This window comes from Gordonia sp. NPDC127522 (assembly GCF_042672305.1).
Classification (GTDB): domain Bacteria; phylum Actinomycetota; class Actinomycetes; order Mycobacteriales; family Mycobacteriaceae; genus Gordonia; species Gordonia hongkongensis.
Genome location: NZ_JBHXVK010000001.1, coordinates 541,150 through 558,392 on the forward strand (window position 1 = coordinate 541,150; position 17,243 = coordinate 558,392).

General features: G+C 69.2%; 16 protein-coding genes and 1 pseudogene. 12 read left to right on the top strand and 5 right to left on the bottom strand.

Annotated features, from left to right (window positions below; all coding sequences use genetic code 11):
* The first annotated feature begins 80 nt into the window (after positions 1 to 80).
* Positions 81 to 1,244 carry an acyl-CoA dehydrogenase gene (locus ACFVHY_RS02510; protein ID WP_078113016.1) on the top strand — a complete coding sequence of 388 codons (1,164 nt, stop codon included), beginning with the start codon at positions 81 to 83 and terminating at the stop codon, positions 1,242 to 1,244.
* A gap of 141 nt (positions 1,245 to 1,385) precedes the next feature.
* Here the strand turns inward: ACFVHY_RS02510 and ACFVHY_RS02515 are convergent, their stop codons facing one another.
* Both ACFVHY_RS02515 and ACFVHY_RS02520 read right to left on the bottom strand, forming a co-directional pair.
* Positions 1,386 to 1,988 (bottom strand): YdcF family protein, encoded by a 603-nt coding sequence (locus ACFVHY_RS02515; protein ID WP_388027461.1) that lies wholly within the window; start codon positions 1,986 to 1,988, stop codon positions 1,386 to 1,388.
* 82 nt (positions 1,989 to 2,070) lie between these two features.
* On the bottom strand, positions 2,071 to 3,540 hold the full coding sequence (locus tag ACFVHY_RS02520; RefSeq protein WP_390267977.1) for an NAD-dependent succinate-semialdehyde dehydrogenase: 1,470 nt from the start codon (positions 3,538 to 3,540) through the stop codon (positions 2,071 to 2,073).
* A gap of 135 nt (positions 3,541 to 3,675) precedes the next feature.
* Between ACFVHY_RS02520 and ACFVHY_RS02525 the strand changes: the two genes are divergently transcribed.
* From ACFVHY_RS02525 to ccsB, 7 genes are all read left to right on the top strand, one after another.
* Positions 3,676 to 4,617, top strand: a complete 942-nt coding sequence (locus ACFVHY_RS02525) for an SGNH/GDSL hydrolase family protein (protein WP_390267980.1) — start codon at positions 3,676 to 3,678, stop codon at positions 4,615 to 4,617.
* A gap of 83 nt (positions 4,618 to 4,700) precedes the next feature.
* Positions 4,701 to 6,050, top strand: coding sequence for a glutamate-1-semialdehyde 2,1-aminomutase (gene hemL, locus ACFVHY_RS02530; protein WP_390267983.1), 1,350 nt, complete (start codon positions 4,701 to 4,703; stop codon positions 6,048 to 6,050).
* Positions 6,050 to 6,676 (top strand): histidine phosphatase family protein, encoded by a 627-nt coding sequence (locus ACFVHY_RS02535; RefSeq protein ID WP_390267986.1) that lies wholly within the window; start codon positions 6,050 to 6,052, stop codon positions 6,674 to 6,676. The genes hemL and ACFVHY_RS02535 overlap by 1 nt, the downstream gene beginning before the upstream one ends.
* Before the next feature lie 15 nt (positions 6,677 to 6,691).
* A complete protein-coding gene (locus ACFVHY_RS02540; protein ID WP_137809717.1) occupies positions 6,692 to 7,285 on the top strand; it encodes a TlpA disulfide reductase family protein in 594 nt (197 codons plus the stop codon).
* Positions 7,285 to 8,124, top strand: a complete 840-nt coding sequence (locus ACFVHY_RS02545; protein WP_390267989.1) for a cytochrome c biogenesis CcdA family protein — start codon at positions 7,285 to 7,287, stop codon at positions 8,122 to 8,124. The genes ACFVHY_RS02540 and ACFVHY_RS02545 overlap by 1 nt, the downstream gene beginning before the upstream one ends.
* 11 nt (positions 8,125 to 8,135) lie before the next feature.
* On the top strand, positions 8,136 to 9,893 hold the full coding sequence (locus ACFVHY_RS02550) for a cytochrome c biogenesis protein ResB (RefSeq protein WP_390267992.1): 1,758 nt from the start codon (positions 8,136 to 8,138) through the stop codon (positions 9,891 to 9,893).
* 20 nt (positions 9,894 to 9,913) lie between these two features.
* A complete protein-coding gene (ccsB, locus tag ACFVHY_RS02555) occupies positions 9,914 to 10,933 on the top strand; it encodes a c-type cytochrome biogenesis protein CcsB (RefSeq protein WP_390267995.1) in 1,020 nt (339 codons plus the stop codon).
* Positions 10,934 to 10,970: 37 nt separating this feature from the next.
* Here ccsB and ACFVHY_RS02560 read toward each other — a convergent pair whose 3' ends face one another.
* From ACFVHY_RS02560 to ACFVHY_RS02570, 3 genes are all read right to left on the bottom strand, one after another.
* Complete coding sequence (locus ACFVHY_RS02560; RefSeq protein WP_058252664.1) at positions 10,971 to 11,447, bottom strand: helix-turn-helix domain-containing protein; 477 nt, start codon at positions 11,445 to 11,447, stop codon at positions 10,971 to 10,973.
* Between the two features lie 123 nt (positions 11,448 to 11,570).
* Positions 11,571 to 11,789, bottom strand: a complete 219-nt coding sequence (locus ACFVHY_RS02565; protein WP_058252665.1) for a hypothetical protein — start codon at positions 11,787 to 11,789, stop codon at positions 11,571 to 11,573.
* Positions 11,790 to 11,925: 136 nt separating this feature from the next.
* Positions 11,926 to 12,150, bottom strand: a complete 225-nt coding sequence (locus ACFVHY_RS02570) for a BldC family transcriptional regulator (RefSeq protein ID WP_058252666.1) — start codon at positions 12,148 to 12,150, stop codon at positions 11,926 to 11,928.
* A gap of 190 nt (positions 12,151 to 12,340) precedes the next feature.
* Between ACFVHY_RS02570 and ACFVHY_RS02575 the strand changes: the two genes are divergently transcribed.
* From ACFVHY_RS02575 to ACFVHY_RS02590, 4 genes and pseudogenes are all read left to right on the top strand, one after another.
* A complete protein-coding gene (locus tag ACFVHY_RS02575) occupies positions 12,341 to 12,718 on the top strand; it encodes a DUF4229 domain-containing protein (RefSeq protein WP_390267999.1) in 378 nt (125 codons plus the stop codon).
* Positions 12,719 to 12,730: 12 nt separating this feature from the next.
* Positions 12,731 to 13,864 (top strand): PLP-dependent cysteine synthase family protein, encoded by a 1,134-nt coding sequence (locus ACFVHY_RS02580; RefSeq protein ID WP_065629221.1) that lies wholly within the window; start codon positions 12,731 to 12,733, stop codon positions 13,862 to 13,864.
* 45 nt (positions 13,865 to 13,909) lie between these two features.
* On the top strand, positions 13,910 to 14,611 hold the full coding sequence (locus ACFVHY_RS02585; RefSeq protein ID WP_390268803.1) for an ABC transporter ATP-binding protein: 702 nt from the start codon (positions 13,910 to 13,912) through the stop codon (positions 14,609 to 14,611).
* Positions 14,611 to 17,176: pseudogene (locus ACFVHY_RS02590) on the top strand (FtsX-like permease family protein). Before ACFVHY_RS02585 ends, ACFVHY_RS02590 begins: the two are co-directional and overlap by 1 nt.
* Positions 17,177 to 17,243: the final 67 nt, after the last annotated feature.

Below are 17,243 nucleotides of genomic sequence, written 5' to 3' on the forward strand. Positions count from 1 at the left end.
TGCTGAACTGGTTGTCAACATCTGCCGGCACCCCGCGTGCCGGGAACGAACAGGCACTCGCTGTGCCGTGAGGAGTTGTCATGGGCTACGGAAATCCCGACTTCAACGTCTTCGAGCTCCCGGAAGAGCACATCGCGCTGCGGGAGGCCATCCGCGCGCTGTCCGAGAAGGAGATCGAACCCCACGCCGCCGACGTCGACGAGAACTCGCGGTTCCCGCAGGAGGCACTCGACGCCCTCGTCGCATCGGGTTTCAACGCCATCCACGTGCCCGAGGAATACGGCGGCCAGGGTGGCGACTCCATCGCCGCCTGCATCGTCATCGAAGAGGTCGCCCGCGTCGACGCATCGTCGTCGCTCATCCCCGCGGTCAACAAGCTCGGCACCATGGGCCTGATCCTCAACGGCTCCGACGAACTCAAGCAGCAGGTGCTGCCCGGCATCGCCTCCGGTGAGGACATGGCGTCGTACGCCCTGAGCGAGCGCGAGGCCGGTTCGGATGCCGCGGGAATGAAGACCCGCGCCCGTAAGGACGGCAACAACTGGGTCCTCAACGGCTCCAAGTGCTGGATCACCAACGGCGGCAAGTCGAGCTGGTACACCGTGATGGCCGTGACCGACCCGGAGAAGAAGGCCAACGGCATCTCCGCGTTCATGGTTCACAAGGACGACCCCGGCTTCACCGTCGGACCGCTGGAGAAGAAGCTCGGCATCAAGGGTTCGCCGACCGCGGAGCTGTACTTCGAGGACTGCACCATCCCGCTCGACCGCATCATCGGCGACGAGGGCACCGGCTTCAAGACCGCCCTGCAGACCCTCGACCACACCCGCCCGACCATCGGCGCGCAGGCCGTCGGCATCGCGCAGGGCGCGCTCGACCAGGCCATCGCATATGTCAAGGACCGCAAGCAGTTCGGCAAGCCGATCAGCTCGTTCCAGGGCGTCGAGTTCATGATCGCCGACATGGCGATGAAGGTCGAGGCCGCTCGCCTCATGGTCTACACCTCGGCCGCTCGCGCCGAGCGCGGCGAGAAGAACCTGGGCTTCATCTCCTCGGCGTCGAAGTGCTTCGCCTCCGACGTCGCCATGGAGGTCACCACCGACGCCGTCCAGCTCTTCGGCGGTGCCGGTTACACCCGCGACTTCCCGGTCGAGCGCATGATGCGCGACGCCAAGATCACCCAGATCTACGAGGGCACCAACCAGATCCAGCGCGTCGTCATGAGCCGCGCGCTCCTGCGCTGATCGCCTCACCTCTCACGGGATTCGCCCCGTCGGCTTCGGCCGGCGGGGCGAGCTGCGTTCTCGCGGTGCCGTTTCCGTCCCGCTGATGGGATCGAATCAGCGGGATGGAAACGGCGACGCGGGAAGGGTGTTCGTGGGGTGCTAGGCGTACGCGGAGCGGAACTCGATGCGCGCGCCCTGCTGCCGGGCCGCGTCGCGGAAGTTCTTCATCGCGCGTTCCATGTGGAAGCCGTTGGTCACGATGATCGCGCCGTTGGCGCCCATGTGCTTCAGCATCCGCACCGTGTTCTGGGCGTTCTGCACCGTGGAGGTGGAGGCGCCCTCGTTCACCATCTGCCACATGGGAATTCCACGTCGGATGAGCCCGAGGTTCATGAACTGGGCCTCGGTGACGGGCAGCCAGTGGGTGTCGCCACCGGAGACGATCATGCGGTTGAACGGGTGCTTCTTGCCGAGGTTGGCGGCGACGTCGAGACGACGCTTGAGGACATCCGGAGTTTGCCCGAGAACGCCGAACTTGGCGCCGAGTACGACGATGTACCGGGTCCCCGGACTCTGCCAGAGGAAGTTGCTGTTCGGGGTACCGAGTTCGGAGCTACCGAGATCGACGCTGCCGAAATCGGTGCTGATCGCGGCGTTCTCGACCTTCGCCACCGGTTCGGAGGGGGCGACGGCGACCGCCACCGAGGCGGCAGTTGCGATTGCGGCCGCGGCTGCCGCGGTCGTGAGGGTTCTACGACGCATGGTGACCGAGTGTAGGGATCAGTACGGCCGTACAGGTATCGGATTGATAACACCTGCATCACTAGTCACATACGTAACACGGTCAGGTGAGCGCGATGTACTTCACCGAAAGGTACTCGTCGATGCCCTCGCTGCCGCCCTCGCGTCCGATCCCGGACTGCTTGATGCCACCGAACGGTGCTGCGGCGTCGGAGATCACGCCGCGATTGACCCCGACCATGCCGGAGTCCAGGGCGCCCGCGACGCGCATGCAGCGCTCGAGGTCGCGGCTGTAGAAGTACGACGCCAGGCCGTACTCGGTCGAGTTGGCGGCCTCGATGCCCGCGGATTCTTCGTCGAAGGTGCTGATCACCGCGACGGGCCCGAAGATCTCCTCACGTGTCACCGGTGCGTACGGATCGACGTTGTCGAGAACCGTTGCGGGATAGAAGAAACCCCGACCTTCCGGACGTTCGCCGCCCAGTCGCACACGGGCACCGTCGGCCACCGCCTGCTCGACCGCGTCGGCGACCTTGTCCCGCTGGTCGGCGTTCACCAGCGGTCCCAGGGTCACCCCGTCGTCATAACCCGGTCCCATCCGGACCTCCGACATCTTCGCCACCAGTTTCTCGGTGAACTCCTCGGCGACACCGGACTGCACCAGGAACCGATTGGCGGCGGTGCAGGCCTCGCCCCCGTTGCGCATCTTGGCGGCGAAGGCGCCCTCGACCGCGGCGTCGACGTCGGCGTCGTCGAAGACCAGGAACGGGGCGTTGCCGCCGAGTTCCATGGACGTGCGCAGGACGCGGTCGGCGGCCTGGCCGAGCAAACTGCGACCCACCGGCGTCGACCCGGTGAAGCTGATCTTGCGGATGCGATCGTCGGTGATCAACGTCGACGACACGTCGCCGCTCGATGTGGTGGGCAGCACCGACAGCACACCGGGCGGCAAACCGGCTTCGGCGAAGGCCTCGGCCAGAGCCAGCATCGTCAGCGGCGTCTCGCGGGCCGGCTTCACGAGCATCACGTTGCCCGCGGCGAGCGCGGGTCCGATCTTGCGCGTCCCCATCGCGAGCGGGAAGTTCCACGGGGTGATGGCCAGGCACGGCCCGACGGGCTGGTGGGCCACCAGGATGCGCCCGTTGCCGGCCGGCGCCGGACTGAACCGACCGCCGATCCGGACGGCCTCCTCGGCGAACCACCGCAAGAACTCGAGTCCGTAGGTCGTCTCCGCTCGGCTGTCAGGGAGGGCGCGGCCCAGCTCGAGGGTCATCAGCATGGCGATGTCGTCGGCGCGATCGGTGAGCAACTGGAAGGTCCGACGGAGGATCTCGCCGCGCTCCCGTGGTGCGGTGGCTGCCCAGTCCGCCGACGCGGCGACGGCGGAATCGAGAGCGCGGCGGGCATCGGCGACCCCCGCGTCGGCGACCGAGACGAGCGACTCCTCGGTCGCGGCGTCGTAGACCTCGAAGGTCCCGCCGTCGGCTGCGGGTGTGGACCGGCCGTCGATCCAGAGTCCGGTGGGCACGCCGTCGAGCACGGCCTGCGGGTCGAGAATCTCCTTGTCGCTCATGCGCATTCACATCCTCGTGACTCGGCTGCGGGACTCCGCGCGGAGCGGCGATCCCCTCGGCGAACCACGCTACCCGCGTGGGCGGGCGGCCGGTCGGTGGTTGCCGACGGGCTTCACCGGACGCAGGATGGCGGCATGACGGCACGCAGGTTCGACGATCGACGTCCACGGCGGTTCATCCGGTCCGGGCTCGTGCTGCTCGCGGCGGGAGCGGTCCTCGCCGGCTGTGCCCAGTCGACGCAGAACGACGCCCAGTCGACGGAAACACCTGCACGGTCGACGCAAACGCCCGCCCAGTCGACGGAAAACGACACCCAGTCGACGGAGTACGTGAACCTCGGCGACAGCTTCAGCGCCGGGACCGGCGTGCGGCCGCTGGAGGAGGACTCACCGATCTACTGCCTGCGGTCGTCGAGGAACTACGCGCACGTCGTGGCGGCGGACGAGGACTTCGACCTCACCGACGTCAGCTGCGCGGGCGCCGACACCGACGACTTCGGCGAGTCGCAGCACCAGGGCGTGCCGCCGCAGCTCGACGCGCTCGACGACGACACCGACGTGGTCACGATGATGATCGGCGGCAACGACGAGGAGACCTACGGTCGCGCGATCCGGCTCTGCGGCGAACTGGCCGACGCCGACCGCACCGGCTCGCCGTGCACGGACCGTTACGGACGGGCGCTGATCGAGCCGGTCGCCACCGACATCTATCCCGCCGTGCGCCAGGCCCTGCGCGACGTCCGGGACCGCGCGCCGAACGCGCGCATCCTGCTCGTCGGTTATCCCTGGCTGGTCCCGCCGACCACCGGCTGCTATCCCGAGATGCGGCTCGCCGCCGGGGACGTGCCGATGATCCGCGAGCTCCAGACCGCGCTCAACACGTACGGGCGGCGCGCGGCGCAGGACGAGGGCGTCGAGTTCGTCGACATGTCACAGGTGTCCGAGGGGCACGATGCGTGTGCCGGCGAGCAGCGCTGGATCGAGCCGATGACCACCTCGGGACCCGGCGCGGTGCACCCCAACGAGGCGGGTCAGGCGGCGATCGCCGAGCAGGTGCGCACCGCGCTCGCGAGCTGACCAGACACGGTTCGAGCCGGGTCGCACCCCCTCCCACCAGCGAGGATTTGGGTCACCCGGTGCCGTTTGGAACACTGTAGGCCGTGACCCCTTCCGCTGCTGCCACGCCCGCTCCCGGCACGGCCGCCTCCGCCGCGCTGTTCACCCGCGCGACGCAGGCCATCCCGGGCGGCGTCAACTCCCCGGTGCGCGCGTTCTCCGCGGTCGGCGGGACCCCTCGCTTCATCGCCTCGGCGTCCGGATGCCGGCTGACCGACGCCGACGGCAACGACTACGTCGACCTGGTCAGCTCGTGGGGCCCGATGATCCTGGGACATGCGCACCCGGCGGTCGTCGAGGCGGTCCGCGAGGCGGCCACCGGCGGCCTGTCCTTCGGTGCGCCCACCGAGGCCGAGATCGAACTCGCCGAGGAGATCATCGGACGCGTCGACCCCGTCGAGCGCGTCCGGCTGGTGAACTCCGGCACCGAGGCGACGATGTCGGCGATCCGGCTCGCCCGCGGGTACACCGGCCGGTCCAAGATCATCAAGTTCGCCGGCTGCTATCACGGGCACGTCGACGCACTGCTCGCCGCCGCCGGGTCCGGCGTCGCCACCCTGGGCCTCCCGACGAGCCCCGGCGTGACCGGTGCGTCGGCCCACGACACGCTCGTGCTGCCCTACAACGACCTCACCGCCGTCGCCGACGCCTTCGCCGAGTTCGGCGACGACATCGCCGCCGTCATCACCGAGGCCGCGGCCGGGAACATGGGTGCGGTCGCCCCGGTGGAGGGTTTCAACGCCGGGTTGCGCGAGCTCACCCGACGCCACGGGGCGCTGCTCATCATGGACGAGGTCATGACGGGCTTCCGGGTGAGCCCGAGCGGCTGGTACGGGCTCGAGGGCGTCGCCGGCGACCTCTACACCTTCGGCAAGGTCATGAGCGGGGGACTGCCCGCCGCGGCGTTCGGCGGCCGGGCCGAGGTGATGGAACGACTCGCGCCGACCGGGCCGGTGTACCAGGCGGGCACGCTGTCGGGGAATCCCGTCGCCGTCGCCGCCGGGCTCGCGACCCTGCGCAACGCCGATGTCGAGGTCTACCGCACGCTCGACGCCAACTCCGACCGGCTCGCGGCACTGCTGCACGAGTCGCTGTCCGCGGCCGGCGTGGCCCACCGCGTGCAGAAGGCCGGCAGCCTGCTGAGTGTGTTCTTCACAACCGACCCGGAGATCCCGATCTTCGACTACGACGGCGTCGCCGCCACCGAGACCTGGCGGTTTGCGCCGTTCTTCCACGCCCTGCTCGAACGCGGCGTGTACGCGCCGCCGAGCGCCTACGAAGCCTGGTTTGTGTCCGCGGCGCTGGACGAGGATGCTTTCTCGCAGATCGCCGATGCGCTGCCCGCGGCAGCGCAGGCGGCCGCGACCGCAGCCACCCCGGGGGACAACGCCTGATGCACACGATCGTCCACATGATGCGCCATGGAGAGGTCGACAACCCCGACGGCATCCTCTACGGCCGTCTCCCCGGCTTCCGCCTCTCCGGCGACGGCCAGGCGCAGGCCCGTAAGGTCGCCGACACCCTCGCCGACCACGACGTCAAGGCCGTGTTCGCCTCGCCGCTGCAGCGCGCGCAGGAGACCGCCACCCCGATCGCCGCCGCGCACGGCATCCCGATCCTCACCAACGACGACCTCATCGAGGCGGACAACGTCTTCGAGGGTCTCAAGGTCTCTGTCGGCGACGGTGCGCTGAGCAAGCCCCGGCACTGGCCCAAACTCCGCGACCCGTTCACCCCCTCCTGGGGCGAGCCCTACATCCAGCTCGCCCACCGCATGCTCGCCGCCGCGAACAAGGCCCGCGACGCCGCCCGCGGTCACGAAGCCGTCTGCGTCAGCCACCAGCTGCCCGTGTACACCCTGCGCCGGTTCCTCGAAGGTCAGCGACTCTGGCACGACCCGCGTCGCCGGCAGTGCTCCCTGGCCTCGCTGACCAGCCTCATCTACGACGACGACGCCCTCGTCGACATCATCTACTCCGAGCTGGCCGGGTCCTCGGACCCACTGGCCACCGGTGCGTGAAGAAAGCCTGACGTAGTGCGCAAGTTCCTCCTGCCGACGATGTTGTCGGCCCTGATCCTGCTGGTCGCCGGATGCAGCACCGGCGACGACGCGGTCGCGCAGGGGAACACCTTCCAGTTCGTGTCACCGGGCGGGCAGACCGTCATCACCTACGCGCCCGACGAGCGCAAGCCGATCGCCGAACTCGCCGGCGAGGACCTGGTCACCGAGCAGCCGCTGTCGCTGTCCGACCCGCGATTCGCGGACAAGGTCGTCGTCGTCAACGTGTGGGGTTCGTGGTGCGGACCCTGCCGCGGTGAGGCCGACGACCTCGAGCGCGTCTACGAACGCAATCGCGCCGACGGGGTGGAATTCCTCGGCATCAACCTGCGCGATGACCGCGAGTCGGCCAAGGACTTCGTCATCGACCGCAAGGTCGGGTTCCCGTCGATCTACGACTTCCCGGGGATGTCACTGGCCGCTCTGACCACGCCCACCTCGGTGGTGCCGACGACGATCGTCCTCGATCGGGAGCACCGGCCGGCGGCGGTGTTCCTCAAGGCGGTCTCCGACAACGAGCTCGACGAGGTCGTCAAGCGCGTCGCGGCCGAGCCGGCGGGGTCGGTGTGATGGACCCGACCACCTTGGATCCGACCATCGCCCCCACCACCCTGGTGCTCGCCTCCTCGATCGGCGACACGTTCGCCGACACCGTCTCCAGCGGACCGCTGCTGCTCGCCTTCGCCGCCTGCCTGCTCGCCGGGCTCGTGTCCTTCGCCTCTCCGTGCGTGGTGCCCCTCGTCCCGGGCTACCTGTCCTACCTCGCGGGTCTTGTCGGGGCCGAGGCGCCCGCGGTGAAGGTGGGGGAGAGCGCCAAGAGCGGCCGGTCGCGGGTCGCGCTGGCCGCCGGCCTGTTCGTCCTCGGCTTCACCGTCGTCTTCGTCGCCGCCACCGCCACCGTCCTCGGCGTGACCAGTACCTTCGTGTTGAATCGCGAACTGCTGCAACGCATCGGCGGGGTCGTGACCATCGCCATGGGTCTGGTGTTCATCGGCCTCATCCCGGCTCTGCAGCGCGAGGTCCGCTTCGAACCGCGGCGGGTCTCCAACATCGTCGGGGCGCCGCTGCTCGGAGCGGTCTTCGCGCTCGGCTGGACGCCGTGCCTCGGGCCGACCCTGGCCGCGGTGATCGCGACCGTCAGCGGGACGGAGGGGTCGACGGCGGCCAAGGGCGTGACCCTCATCGTGGCGTACTGCCTCGGCCTGGGCCTGCCCTTCGTGATCCTGGCCTTCTCCTCGGCCTGGGCCCTGCGCAGTCTCGGCTGGCTCCGCCGGAACGCCCGCACGATCCAGGTGATCGGGGGCGTCCTGCTGATCGGGGTCGGTGTGGCCCTGCTGACCGGCTGGTGGGACCAGTTCATCGTGTGGGTCCAGGTCCGCTTCGTCACCGACACCCAACTACCGATCTGAGTGCTGTCCTGATGACCGATGTGACCGACCGCCCGCAGGTGGACACCCCCGAACCGGCCCCGAAGCCCCACTGGGCCCGCCGCCGGGTGCTGTGGCCCCTGCGCAATCTGTGGCGTTCGCTGACCTCGATGCGGACCGCGCTGATCCTGCTGTTCCTGCTCGCCCTCGCCGCGATCCCGGGTGCCCTGCTCCCGCAGCGCGAGCTCAACGAGCAGAAGACCCTGGAGTACATCGCCGCCCGCGGTCAGCTCGGCGTGTGGATGGACCGCCTGCAGCTCTTCGACGTCTTCTCCAGCGCCTGGTTCACCGCGATCTACGTCCTGCTGTTCATCTCCCTCGTCGGCTGCCTGACGCCGCGCATGGTCGAGCACTTCCACAGTCTGCGCGCCAAACCCGTTGCCGCACCGCGCAACCTGTCGCGCTTGCCGCGGCACGTGACCCACACCGTCGACGGGGATCCGGAGACGGTCGCCCGACGGATCGACGGCCGGTTGCGCGGGTGGCGTCGCGAGGTCGTGGTCCGCGAGCCGAGCAAGGCGTATCCGGACGGGTGCGTCGAGGTCTCGGCGGAGAAGGGTTATCTGCGCGAGTTCGGCAACCTGGTGTTCCACTTCGCGCTGCTGGCGCTGCTGGTGTCGATCGCGCTGGGCAAGATGTACGGCTACGAGGGCACCCGCAGCCTCGTCGCCGACGGCGAACAGGGACTGTGCAACACCTCGACCGCGGTCTACGACTCGTTCCGCGCCGGCAACCTGGTCGACGGCACCGACCTGTCGCCGTTCTGCTTCCGCGTCGACGACTTCTCGGCGACCTTCCTGCCCAGCGGCCAGCCCGACATGTACGACGCCACCATCCGGTACGCCGCGGGCCGTGACGGCAGCGTGGGCAACCTCGGCGATCCCGCCGGCTGGGACACCGCGTCGGTGCGCGTCAACGAACCGCTTCGCGTCGCGGGCGACCGGGTCTACGTCCTCGGCAACGGTTTCGCGCCGACGTTCACGGTGACCTTCCCCAACGGGGAGAAGCGCACCCAGACCACCCCGTTCGTGCCGGACGAGCTCCAGACGATGCTCTCGTCGGGCGCGGCACGCTTCGACACCCCGGCGGGTCTGTACCCCGACGCCGACGACCGCCGGAAGAACCAGATCGCGCTGGAGGGCCTGTTCGCGCCCACCGCGTCGTTCCACGGCTCGCTGCTGACGTCGTCGTCGCCGACCCCCGACGACCCCTTCGTCGCGATCCGGATCTTCAAGGGCGACACCGGTCTGGACACCGGCAGACCGCAGAACGTCTACTCGCTCGATCAGGACCTCATCGAACAGGGCCGCCTCCAGCGTCAGGCGCAGGTCAACCTCGCGGTCGGCCAGAGCCACACCCTCGCCGACGGCACGACGGTGACCTTCGACGGCTACGAGCGGTGGGTGTCGGTGCAGGTCTCGCACGACCCCGCCCAGATCTGGGTGCTGGTGAGCTCGATCGTCATGCTCGGCGGTCTGCTGGTGTCGCTGCTGATCCGCCGCCGGCGTATCTGGGCCCGCCTGGTCCCGGTGCCGGCAGTGAGCGCTCGTGCCGACGGCGATGGCCAGGACACCTATGGCCCGGACACTGATGGCCCGGACACTGGGCAACGACGTACTGTAGTAGAAATCGCCGGGCTGGCGCGTACCGATCAGGCCGGTTGGGGTGAGGGCTTCGACGAGCAGGCGGCCGAGTTGGTGGCCGACGACTCCGACGGACCTGCCTCGCGGCGGACGACCCGGCGGCTCTAGCGGCCGGCGAAAGGAAGCACATGAACACCGACGCTCCGGCGATGCCGATCGACGAGACTCTCGCGCGGTACTCGGACCTGCTCTACGGCACGGCCATGACGGTCTACGTCGTCGCGGTCATCTTGTTCCTGGGCGCCCTCGCCGCGGTCCGCGGCCGACGCCTCGAGCAGAAGCAGTTGGTCAACGCCGGGGCGAACGGAACCGACACGCGGGTGCCCGGGCGGGTCGACGAGTCGTCGCGCCGGACCCTGGGCGAGAAGCTCGGCAACATGGCGCTCCCGGTCGTCGTCGTCGGCCTCGCCGCGCACATCGGTTCGATCGTGCTCCGCGGCATCGCGACCGACCGTGCGCCCTGGGGCAACATGTACGAGTTCATCTCGATGACGTGTGCCGCGGGCGTGCTCGCCGCCCTGATCATCCTGCGCAAGCGCGAGCACCGACCGCTGCTCTCGTTCGTGCTGTTGCCCGTCATCCTGCTGATGTTCATCGCCGGCCGCTGGCTCTACACCCAGGCCGCACCCGTCGTCCCGGCCCTGAAGTCCTACTGGCTGGCCGTGCACGTCTCGATCATCTCGGTGTCCTCGGGCATCCTGCTGGTGTCCGGTGTGGCGAGCATCCTCTACCTGATCAAGATGCGGTGGGCTCCGACCTCGTCCGACGACTCCACCACAGCCGCGACCCGTCCGGGTCTGGGCGGCGCGGTCCGTCGGGTCGTCGAACATCTGCCGTCCGTCGAGCAGCTCGACCGCCTGGCCTACAAGTGCGTCGTGATCGGCTTCCCGCTGTTCGGCCTCGGGGTGATCTGCGGTGCCATCTGGGCCGAGGCGGCCTGGGGCCGATTCTGGGGCTGGGACCCCAAGGAGACGGTGTCCTTCATCGCCTGGGTGATCTACGCGGCCTACCTGCACGCACGCGCGACGGCGGGCTGGCGCAGCAATGCCGCGGCCTGGATCAACGTCGCCGGATTCGTGGCGATGCTGTTCAACCTGTTCATCATCAACCTGGTCGTCTCGGGACTGCACTCCTACGCCGGTCTGTGAGTACCGCCCGGTTGTGAGGGCGCGCCGGCGGAACCCGTCAGCCGGACGCCTCGCTCGGGGAGTTCTCCTCCGCCCGCTTGGCGATCGCCTGGGCCTTGACCAGTTTGAGCAGGTCGATGAGTGCGTCGATGGTGTCCGGGCACAGCGAACCCATGTCGATCCCGGAGAGGTGACTCCCGGTGACCTGGAGCATCTCGACGTAATTCTGTTGCTGCCGAACGCGTTCGAGGTCTTCGTCGGGGTTGGACAGGAAGTAGGTGACGCTGACGTCGAAGGCGCGGGCGATGGCCTCGACGGTGCGGAACGACGGCGTGCGGGCCTTGCCGGTGCGTAGCTGGGAGATGTACGCGTCGGACAGCGAGTAGCCGAGACGGTTGGCCTTCTCGGCGATCTTCTTGCCGGTATATCGGATGCCGTTCTCGTCACGGCTGTGTTCGAAGAGGTATCCGATCTTCTCGGCGAAGCTCAGGTCGTCATCGGTCGACGCCCCTCGCGGAGATCGTCCCGGGTTCAACGGCGCCTTCTCTCGGTCCGGCCATCGGGGAGTCGATGGTGAAGTGGACAATACCCTACCCACGGGTATGTTCCGCAGAGACGTTCTGAACCTGGTCTCAGCTTTTCGGCCGCGCGTCACGCCTCAGATCTCATCACCGTCGGTGCCGTTGGTACCGCGGGTGCGATTGTCCAGGTCGCGCAGGAAATCGGGGTCGTCGTCGGGACCGAGCGGGCCGCGGGGACGGGATCGACGCGGGCCGGGCGAAGGGGTGTCGCCGGACTCGTCGGAGTGGGGTCCGAAGGCGCGCCACATGAGGAAACCGATGGCCAGCAGACCCAGAACGGCGAACAGATAGATCATGACAACCTCCCGACGACCAGCGTACGTGAGACGCCTGAGAGGTCAGGGCGAAAGCCGACCTGACCCGCACTTCTCCACCGATCGGATGAGGTCCGGCCGGGCGTCGGGTCGTCGGGAGAACTACAGGGCCGCCGGGTCAGTGGGCGCGGCGGTTGAGCAAGGCGACGACGTCCTCCTCGCGGAAGCGTCGGTGGCCGCCCGGGGTGCGGATCGAGCCGAGGATGCCGGAGCTCGCCCAGCGGGCGACCGTCTTGGGATTCACGTTGAACATCGCGGCGACCTGGCCGGGGGTCAACGTGTGCTGGCTGGCCAGTCCCGGGGTGATGTAGGTCGTGGGCGGTGCGGTCTCGATGCTGGTCATGATTCCCCCTGTGCGTGTTGGAGTGCTCGGTCGGTGCGCCGAGATGGCGAAGCGGCTCTGCACGGTGGTGGACGAGTTCCTTATGAATACACGCAAATCGCCCAGGTACTCGAACCGTCAGTGGGAGGTAAAGAGCATGCAAAGGCCCGCGACCTGCGGGAGCGCCGAGACCGCCCAGTACGCTTAGGGGGTGAGTGAAACGCCCGACCCCACCCCCGGCAAGAAGGCCACGCCCGACGCGGCCACCCGCGAGACCACGGCCGGCGACGACACGCCGCAGGCGGGTGGACGCCCGATGACCCTCGCGTTCGCCCTGTTCGCGTACACGTTCGCGCGTCTGCTGCTCGTCACCGCGGTCGTGGTGATCATCATGGTCGGCGGCAACCTGGTGGGCGTCGAGGTGCCGTTCCTCGTGGCGGCGGTGTTCGGGGTGCTGATCGCGCTCCCGCTCGGCATGGTCCTCTTCAAGACCCTGCGTCTGAAGGTCAACAGCGAGATCGCGGCACTGGAGGCCGGTCGCCGTTCCAAGCACGACGACCTGCAGGCTCGGCTCCGCGGCGAGAAGTGAGTTCGGCGACCCGTGGAACCCACGCGAGTCGTCGACCGTCGCGCTGATCGGGCCTGGACCCAGAACGCCGTCCGCCTCATCGAGGCCGACGGCCGGCGCAGTGCCGACACCCATCTCCTCCGCGTTGCGCTGCCCGCATGGTCGCGCTGGACCGTCGCCGACGGCGACACGAGCCGCGAGGTCGGCGTGGACCTCTATGTCAAGGACGAGTCGACCCATCCGACGGGGTCGCTGAAGCACCGGCTCGCGCGTTCGCTGTTCCTCTATGCGCTGTGCAACGGGTGGGTCGTCGAGGGCACGCCGGTGATCGAGGCGTCGTCGGGGTCGACGGCGGTGAGCGAGGCCTACTTCGCCGAGCTGATCGGCGTCCCGTTCATCGCGGTGATGGCACGGAGCACGTCGCCGGCGAAGACGGCACTCATCGAACGCCACGGCGGGCGGTGTCATTTCGTCGAGCACCCCGGTGAGGTCTACGCCGAGGCGTTGCGTCTCGAGTCCGAACTCGGCGGCCATTTCATCGACCAGTTCACGATGGCCGAACGGGCCACCGATTGGCGCGGCAACAACAACATCGCCGAGTCGATCTTCGCCCAGCTGGCCGAGGAGGAACACCCGATCCCCACCTGGATCGTCGTGGGGGCGGGTACCGGTGGTACGTCGGCGACCCTTGGACGGTATGTGCGCTACCGGCGCCACGACACCTGGCTGGCCGTCGTCGACCCGGAGAACTCGGTGTTCCTGCCGGCCTACGCGTCGGCGGACGGCACGCTGACCGCCCAGACCGGTTCGCGCATCGAGGGCATCGGCCGGCCGCGGGTCGAGCCGTCGTTCATCTCGCAGGTCATCGACCGCATGATCGGGGTGCCCGATGCGGCGTCGATCGCGACCGCGCGGCGCGTGAGCGACCTCCTGGGTCGTCGGGTCGGTGGTTCCACCGGCACCAACATGTGGGGGGCCTTCTCGCTCGTCGCCGAGATGGTCGCCGCGCGCACGCCCGGCAGTATCGTCACCCTGCTGTGTGACTCCGGGGACCGGTACGCGACGACCTATTTCGACGACGACTGGCTCGCCGCCGGTTCGTTCGACCTCGGCCCCGCCGAGACGGTGCTCGACCAGTTCCTCGCCACCGGTCGCTGGACCGCCTGAGACCCGGGCCGGCCGCCGCGGGTGGGTTACGATCCGGGAGTGTCGATGGAACCCGGGCGGACGCCCGGCACCGGAAGTGCCCTGGTGGAAGCGGTCGATCTGGTGCGCGAGTACCAGATGGGCGAGGAACGGGTTCGCGCCCTCGACGGTCTGAACCTGTCCATCGACGGCGGTCAGTTCGTCTCGGTGGTCGGCCCGTCGGGAGCGGGCAAGAGCACCCTGCTGCACGTACTCGGAGCTCTCGACACCCCGACGTCGGGCCGGATCAGCATCGACGGTGTCGACCTCGGGGCACTCGACGACACCGCCGCCTCCGAGTTCCGGCGCAACCGCGTCGGGTTCGTCTTCCAGTTCTTCAACCTCGTGCCGACGATGTCGGCGTGGGAGAACGTCGCGCTGCCGCGACTGCTCGACAACCAGTCGCTCCGCAAGGCGAAACCCCGTGCCGTGGAACTGCTTGCGCGGGTCGGACTCGGCGACCGGGTCGACCATCGGCCCTCGGAGCTGTCCGGCGGCCAGATGCAGCGCGTCGCGATCGCCCGCTCGCTCATCATGGACCCGACGATCCTGCTCGCCGACGAACCGACCGGCAACCTGGACTCCAAGACGGGTGAGGCGGTACTCGAACTGCTCTCCGAGGTCGCCCACGACACCCCCGATCGGCTGGTGGTGATGGTGACCCACGACCCGAAGGCCGCCGCGGTCGCCGACACCACCATCACGGTCCGCGACGGGAAGATCGCCTAGTGGCGCGACGGGGTTCTCGGGCCGCCGCCGTCGCCGCCGGTCTGACCCGCATCCGCCTGCTGAACCTGCGCGAGATCCGTACCCACCGGCTGCGCCTGCTCACCTCGCTGGCGGTGGTGGTCGTGTCGTCGGCGTTGCTGATCGCGGTGCTCGGGACCTACGGGTCGGCGTCGGAATCGGTGCGGGACTTCAACAATGCGGTGTCGGGGGTCGCCGACATCGAGGTCGCCGGCATCACCGACACCGGCGTCGACGAGTCGCTGGCCGGCGAGATCCGTCGCGATGTCGACGCGGCGACGGCCGTCGTGCCGATGATCCGCGGGTCGGTCGTCGTCGACGGTTCGGCCGTGCCGCTGCTCGGCTCCGATCAGCGCGTCACCCAGCTCTCGGGCAGTCTGCGAGGCGCCCTGCAACAGGGGCAGGCCGGGACCGGTCCGGGGACCGTCGACCTGGACCGACTGCGCACCGGCGTGTTCGTCGGCCCGGGACTCGGGCTCGACCGCGGAGACCGATTGACCGTCAACGGGATCGAGGTCGAGGTCCTCGAGGTCGTCGGCAACGAGCAGGCCGCCGGTCTCAACAACGGCCGCTTTCTCTTCGCCTACGTCGACCTCGCGCAGCGGCTCGTCGGACTCGAGGGCCGGCTCGACTCGATCCATCATCGTGACCGAGCCCGGCGCCGATGTGTCCGCCGTGCGCTCGCAGGTGCAGGGCATCGTGGACGGCCGCGCGGTGGTGGTCGATCCGGACTTCCGCGCCAAGCAGGCCGAGGTCGCGAGTTCGGTGACCCGCGACGCGACCCTGCTGGTCTCGCTCGTGTCGCTGGTGATCGCCGCCTTCCTGGTGTTCAACACGATGAACATGGCGGTGGCGTCGCGGCGGAGGTCGCTGGCGATGATCCGGGCGTTGGGGGCCAAGCGGTCTCACCTCGTCGGGGACATGCTCGGCGAGGCCGCGCTGATGGGTTTCGTCGGCGGCGTACTCGGCATCCCCCTCGGAATCCTGGCCGGGCGGGCGGTGATCAGCAGCCTGCCCGAACCCCCGGCCGATTCCGTCGGCACCGTCATCAACTACCACCTGCCCGGATATGCGCCCGCGGCGGCGGTGATCGCCTGTGTGGTCGCGTGTGTCGCGGCGACGACGCTGGCCGCGCGGGCGGTGTTCGCGGTCTCGCCGGTGGAGGCGATGGCTCCGGTCGAGGTGTCGGACTCCGCCGCGCGGCGTGGTCCCGCGGTGGTGATCGCCGCGGTGCTCGGTGTCGCCGGCCTGATCGCGTCGTGGGTGGTCGTGGCGACCGTGCCGGGCCGCCCGGCCATCGTGGCCGGCGTCTTCTATCTGGTCGGCGCGCTGCTGCTGTGCTTCGCGCTGTCGAAACCGTTGGCCTGGGCGGTGGTTCGGGTGGCGCGCTGGTTCGGAGGCCCCGGACAGCTGGCCTCGGTGAACACCGAGCGCGCCCCGCGGCGCGCGTGGGCGACGCTGATGACGGTCGCGGTGGCCATCGCGGTCGGCATGGGGACGTCGGGAGCACTGGACAACCTCGTCTCGTCGATGTCGAAATCGCTCGACGGACTGGGTGATCCGGACTTCTACGTGTCGTCGACGTCGGCCGCGAGCCTGCCCCTGGGGCCGATCCTGCCGCCCTCGGTGGCCGAACGCGTCGCGGCGGTTCCCGGGGTCACCGAGGTCGTCGGTGGTCAGTGGGCCGCGGTCAACATCGGCGAGAGCAAGGCGAATGTGCAAGGGCTCGAGCCGGGTTCGCGCGCACCGTTCATGCGCAAGGCGTCGCCGGAAGCGGTGGCGAGCGTCCTCGCCGGCGACGGCATCCTGATGTCGAACGTCTTGGCCCGCGCATTGGGCGTGGGCACGGGCGACACGGTGGAACTCGCGACCCCCAACGGTCCGCGGCAGACGGTCGTGCGTGACACCGTCGACTACGTCTCCCTCGACTCCGGTGTGGCGGCCATGTCGCAGGAGTTGCTGGGGGAGTGGTTCGACCGCGACGGTGACACCTACCTGCAGGTGATCATCTCGCCCGATGCCGACCCGGAGCAGGTCCGCCGGGACCTCGAGGCGCTGGTCGACGGCGTCCCGACGACCGGCAACAAGCCGATCTGGGTCTACAGCGGCGCCGAGGCCCTCGCGGCCACCCAGGCCACCGTCGAGCAGGCGGGCGCGTTCGCGGTCGCCATCCAGTGGATCGTCGCCGGTGCCGCCGCGATCGCACTGCTCAACACACTGCTGCTCTCGGTCCTCGAGCGACGACGCGAACTGGGCGTCCTGCGGGCGATGGGGGCCTCCCGCCGGTTCGTCTCGCGGACAGTGCTCGCCGAGGCGGGAGCGGTCGCCCTGGTCGGGTCGGTCCTCGGCGTCGTCCTCGGTGCCGCCATGCATCTGCTCAGCAACCAGATCCTGACCATCACGACGTCCCTGACGGTGCTGTACTCGCCACGGCCGTCGGCCCTGCTCTTCGTGACCATCGCCGTTGCCCTCTGCCTGATCGGTGCCTTCGTCCCCGCGGTCCGCGCCGGGCGGATGAACATCAGCGAGTCGATCCAGAACGAGTAGTCCGGTCGCGGCTGCGCGGTCGAGCAGATGTGACATGCCCCGCTCGTCAACAATTCTTGACACGCCG

What these genes read in the sequence shown, in the direction of transcription:
- ACFVHY_RS02510 (WP_078113016.1), top strand. Translation starts at nt 81, where the DNA reads ATGGGCTACGGAAATCCCGACTTCAACGTCTTCGAGCTCCCGGAAGAG.
- ACFVHY_RS02515 (WP_388027461.1), bottom strand. Translation starts at nt 1,988, where the DNA reads ATGCGTCGTAGAACCCTCACGACCGCGGCAGCCGCGGCCGCAATCGCA.
- ACFVHY_RS02520 (WP_390267977.1), bottom strand. Translation starts at nt 3,540, where the DNA reads ATGAGCGACAAGGAGATTCTCGACCCGCAGGCCGTGCTCGACGGCGTG.
- ACFVHY_RS02525 (WP_390267980.1), top strand. Translation starts at nt 3,676, where the DNA reads ATGACGGCACGCAGGTTCGACGATCGACGTCCACGGCGGTTCATCCGG.
- ACFVHY_RS02535 (WP_390267986.1), top strand. Translation starts at nt 6,050, where the DNA reads ATGCACACGATCGTCCACATGATGCGCCATGGAGAGGTCGACAACCCC.
- ACFVHY_RS02545 (WP_390267989.1), top strand. Translation starts at nt 7,285, where the DNA reads ATGGACCCGACCACCTTGGATCCGACCATCGCCCCCACCACCCTGGTG.
- ACFVHY_RS02550 (WP_390267992.1), top strand. Translation starts at nt 8,136, where the DNA reads ATGACCGATGTGACCGACCGCCCGCAGGTGGACACCCCCGAACCGGCC.
- ccsB (WP_390267995.1), top strand. Translation starts at nt 9,914, where the DNA reads ATGAACACCGACGCTCCGGCGATGCCGATCGACGAGACTCTCGCGCGG.
- ACFVHY_RS02565 (WP_058252665.1), bottom strand. Translation starts at nt 11,789, where the DNA reads ATGATCTATCTGTTCGCCGTTCTGGGTCTGCTGGCCATCGGTTTCCTC.
- ACFVHY_RS02570 (WP_058252666.1), bottom strand. Translation starts at nt 12,150, where the DNA reads ATGACCAGCATCGAGACCGCACCGCCCACGACCTACATCACCCCGGGA.
- ACFVHY_RS02585 (WP_390268803.1), top strand. Translation starts at nt 13,910, where the DNA reads ATGGAACCCGGGCGGACGCCCGGCACCGGAAGTGCCCTGGTGGAAGCG.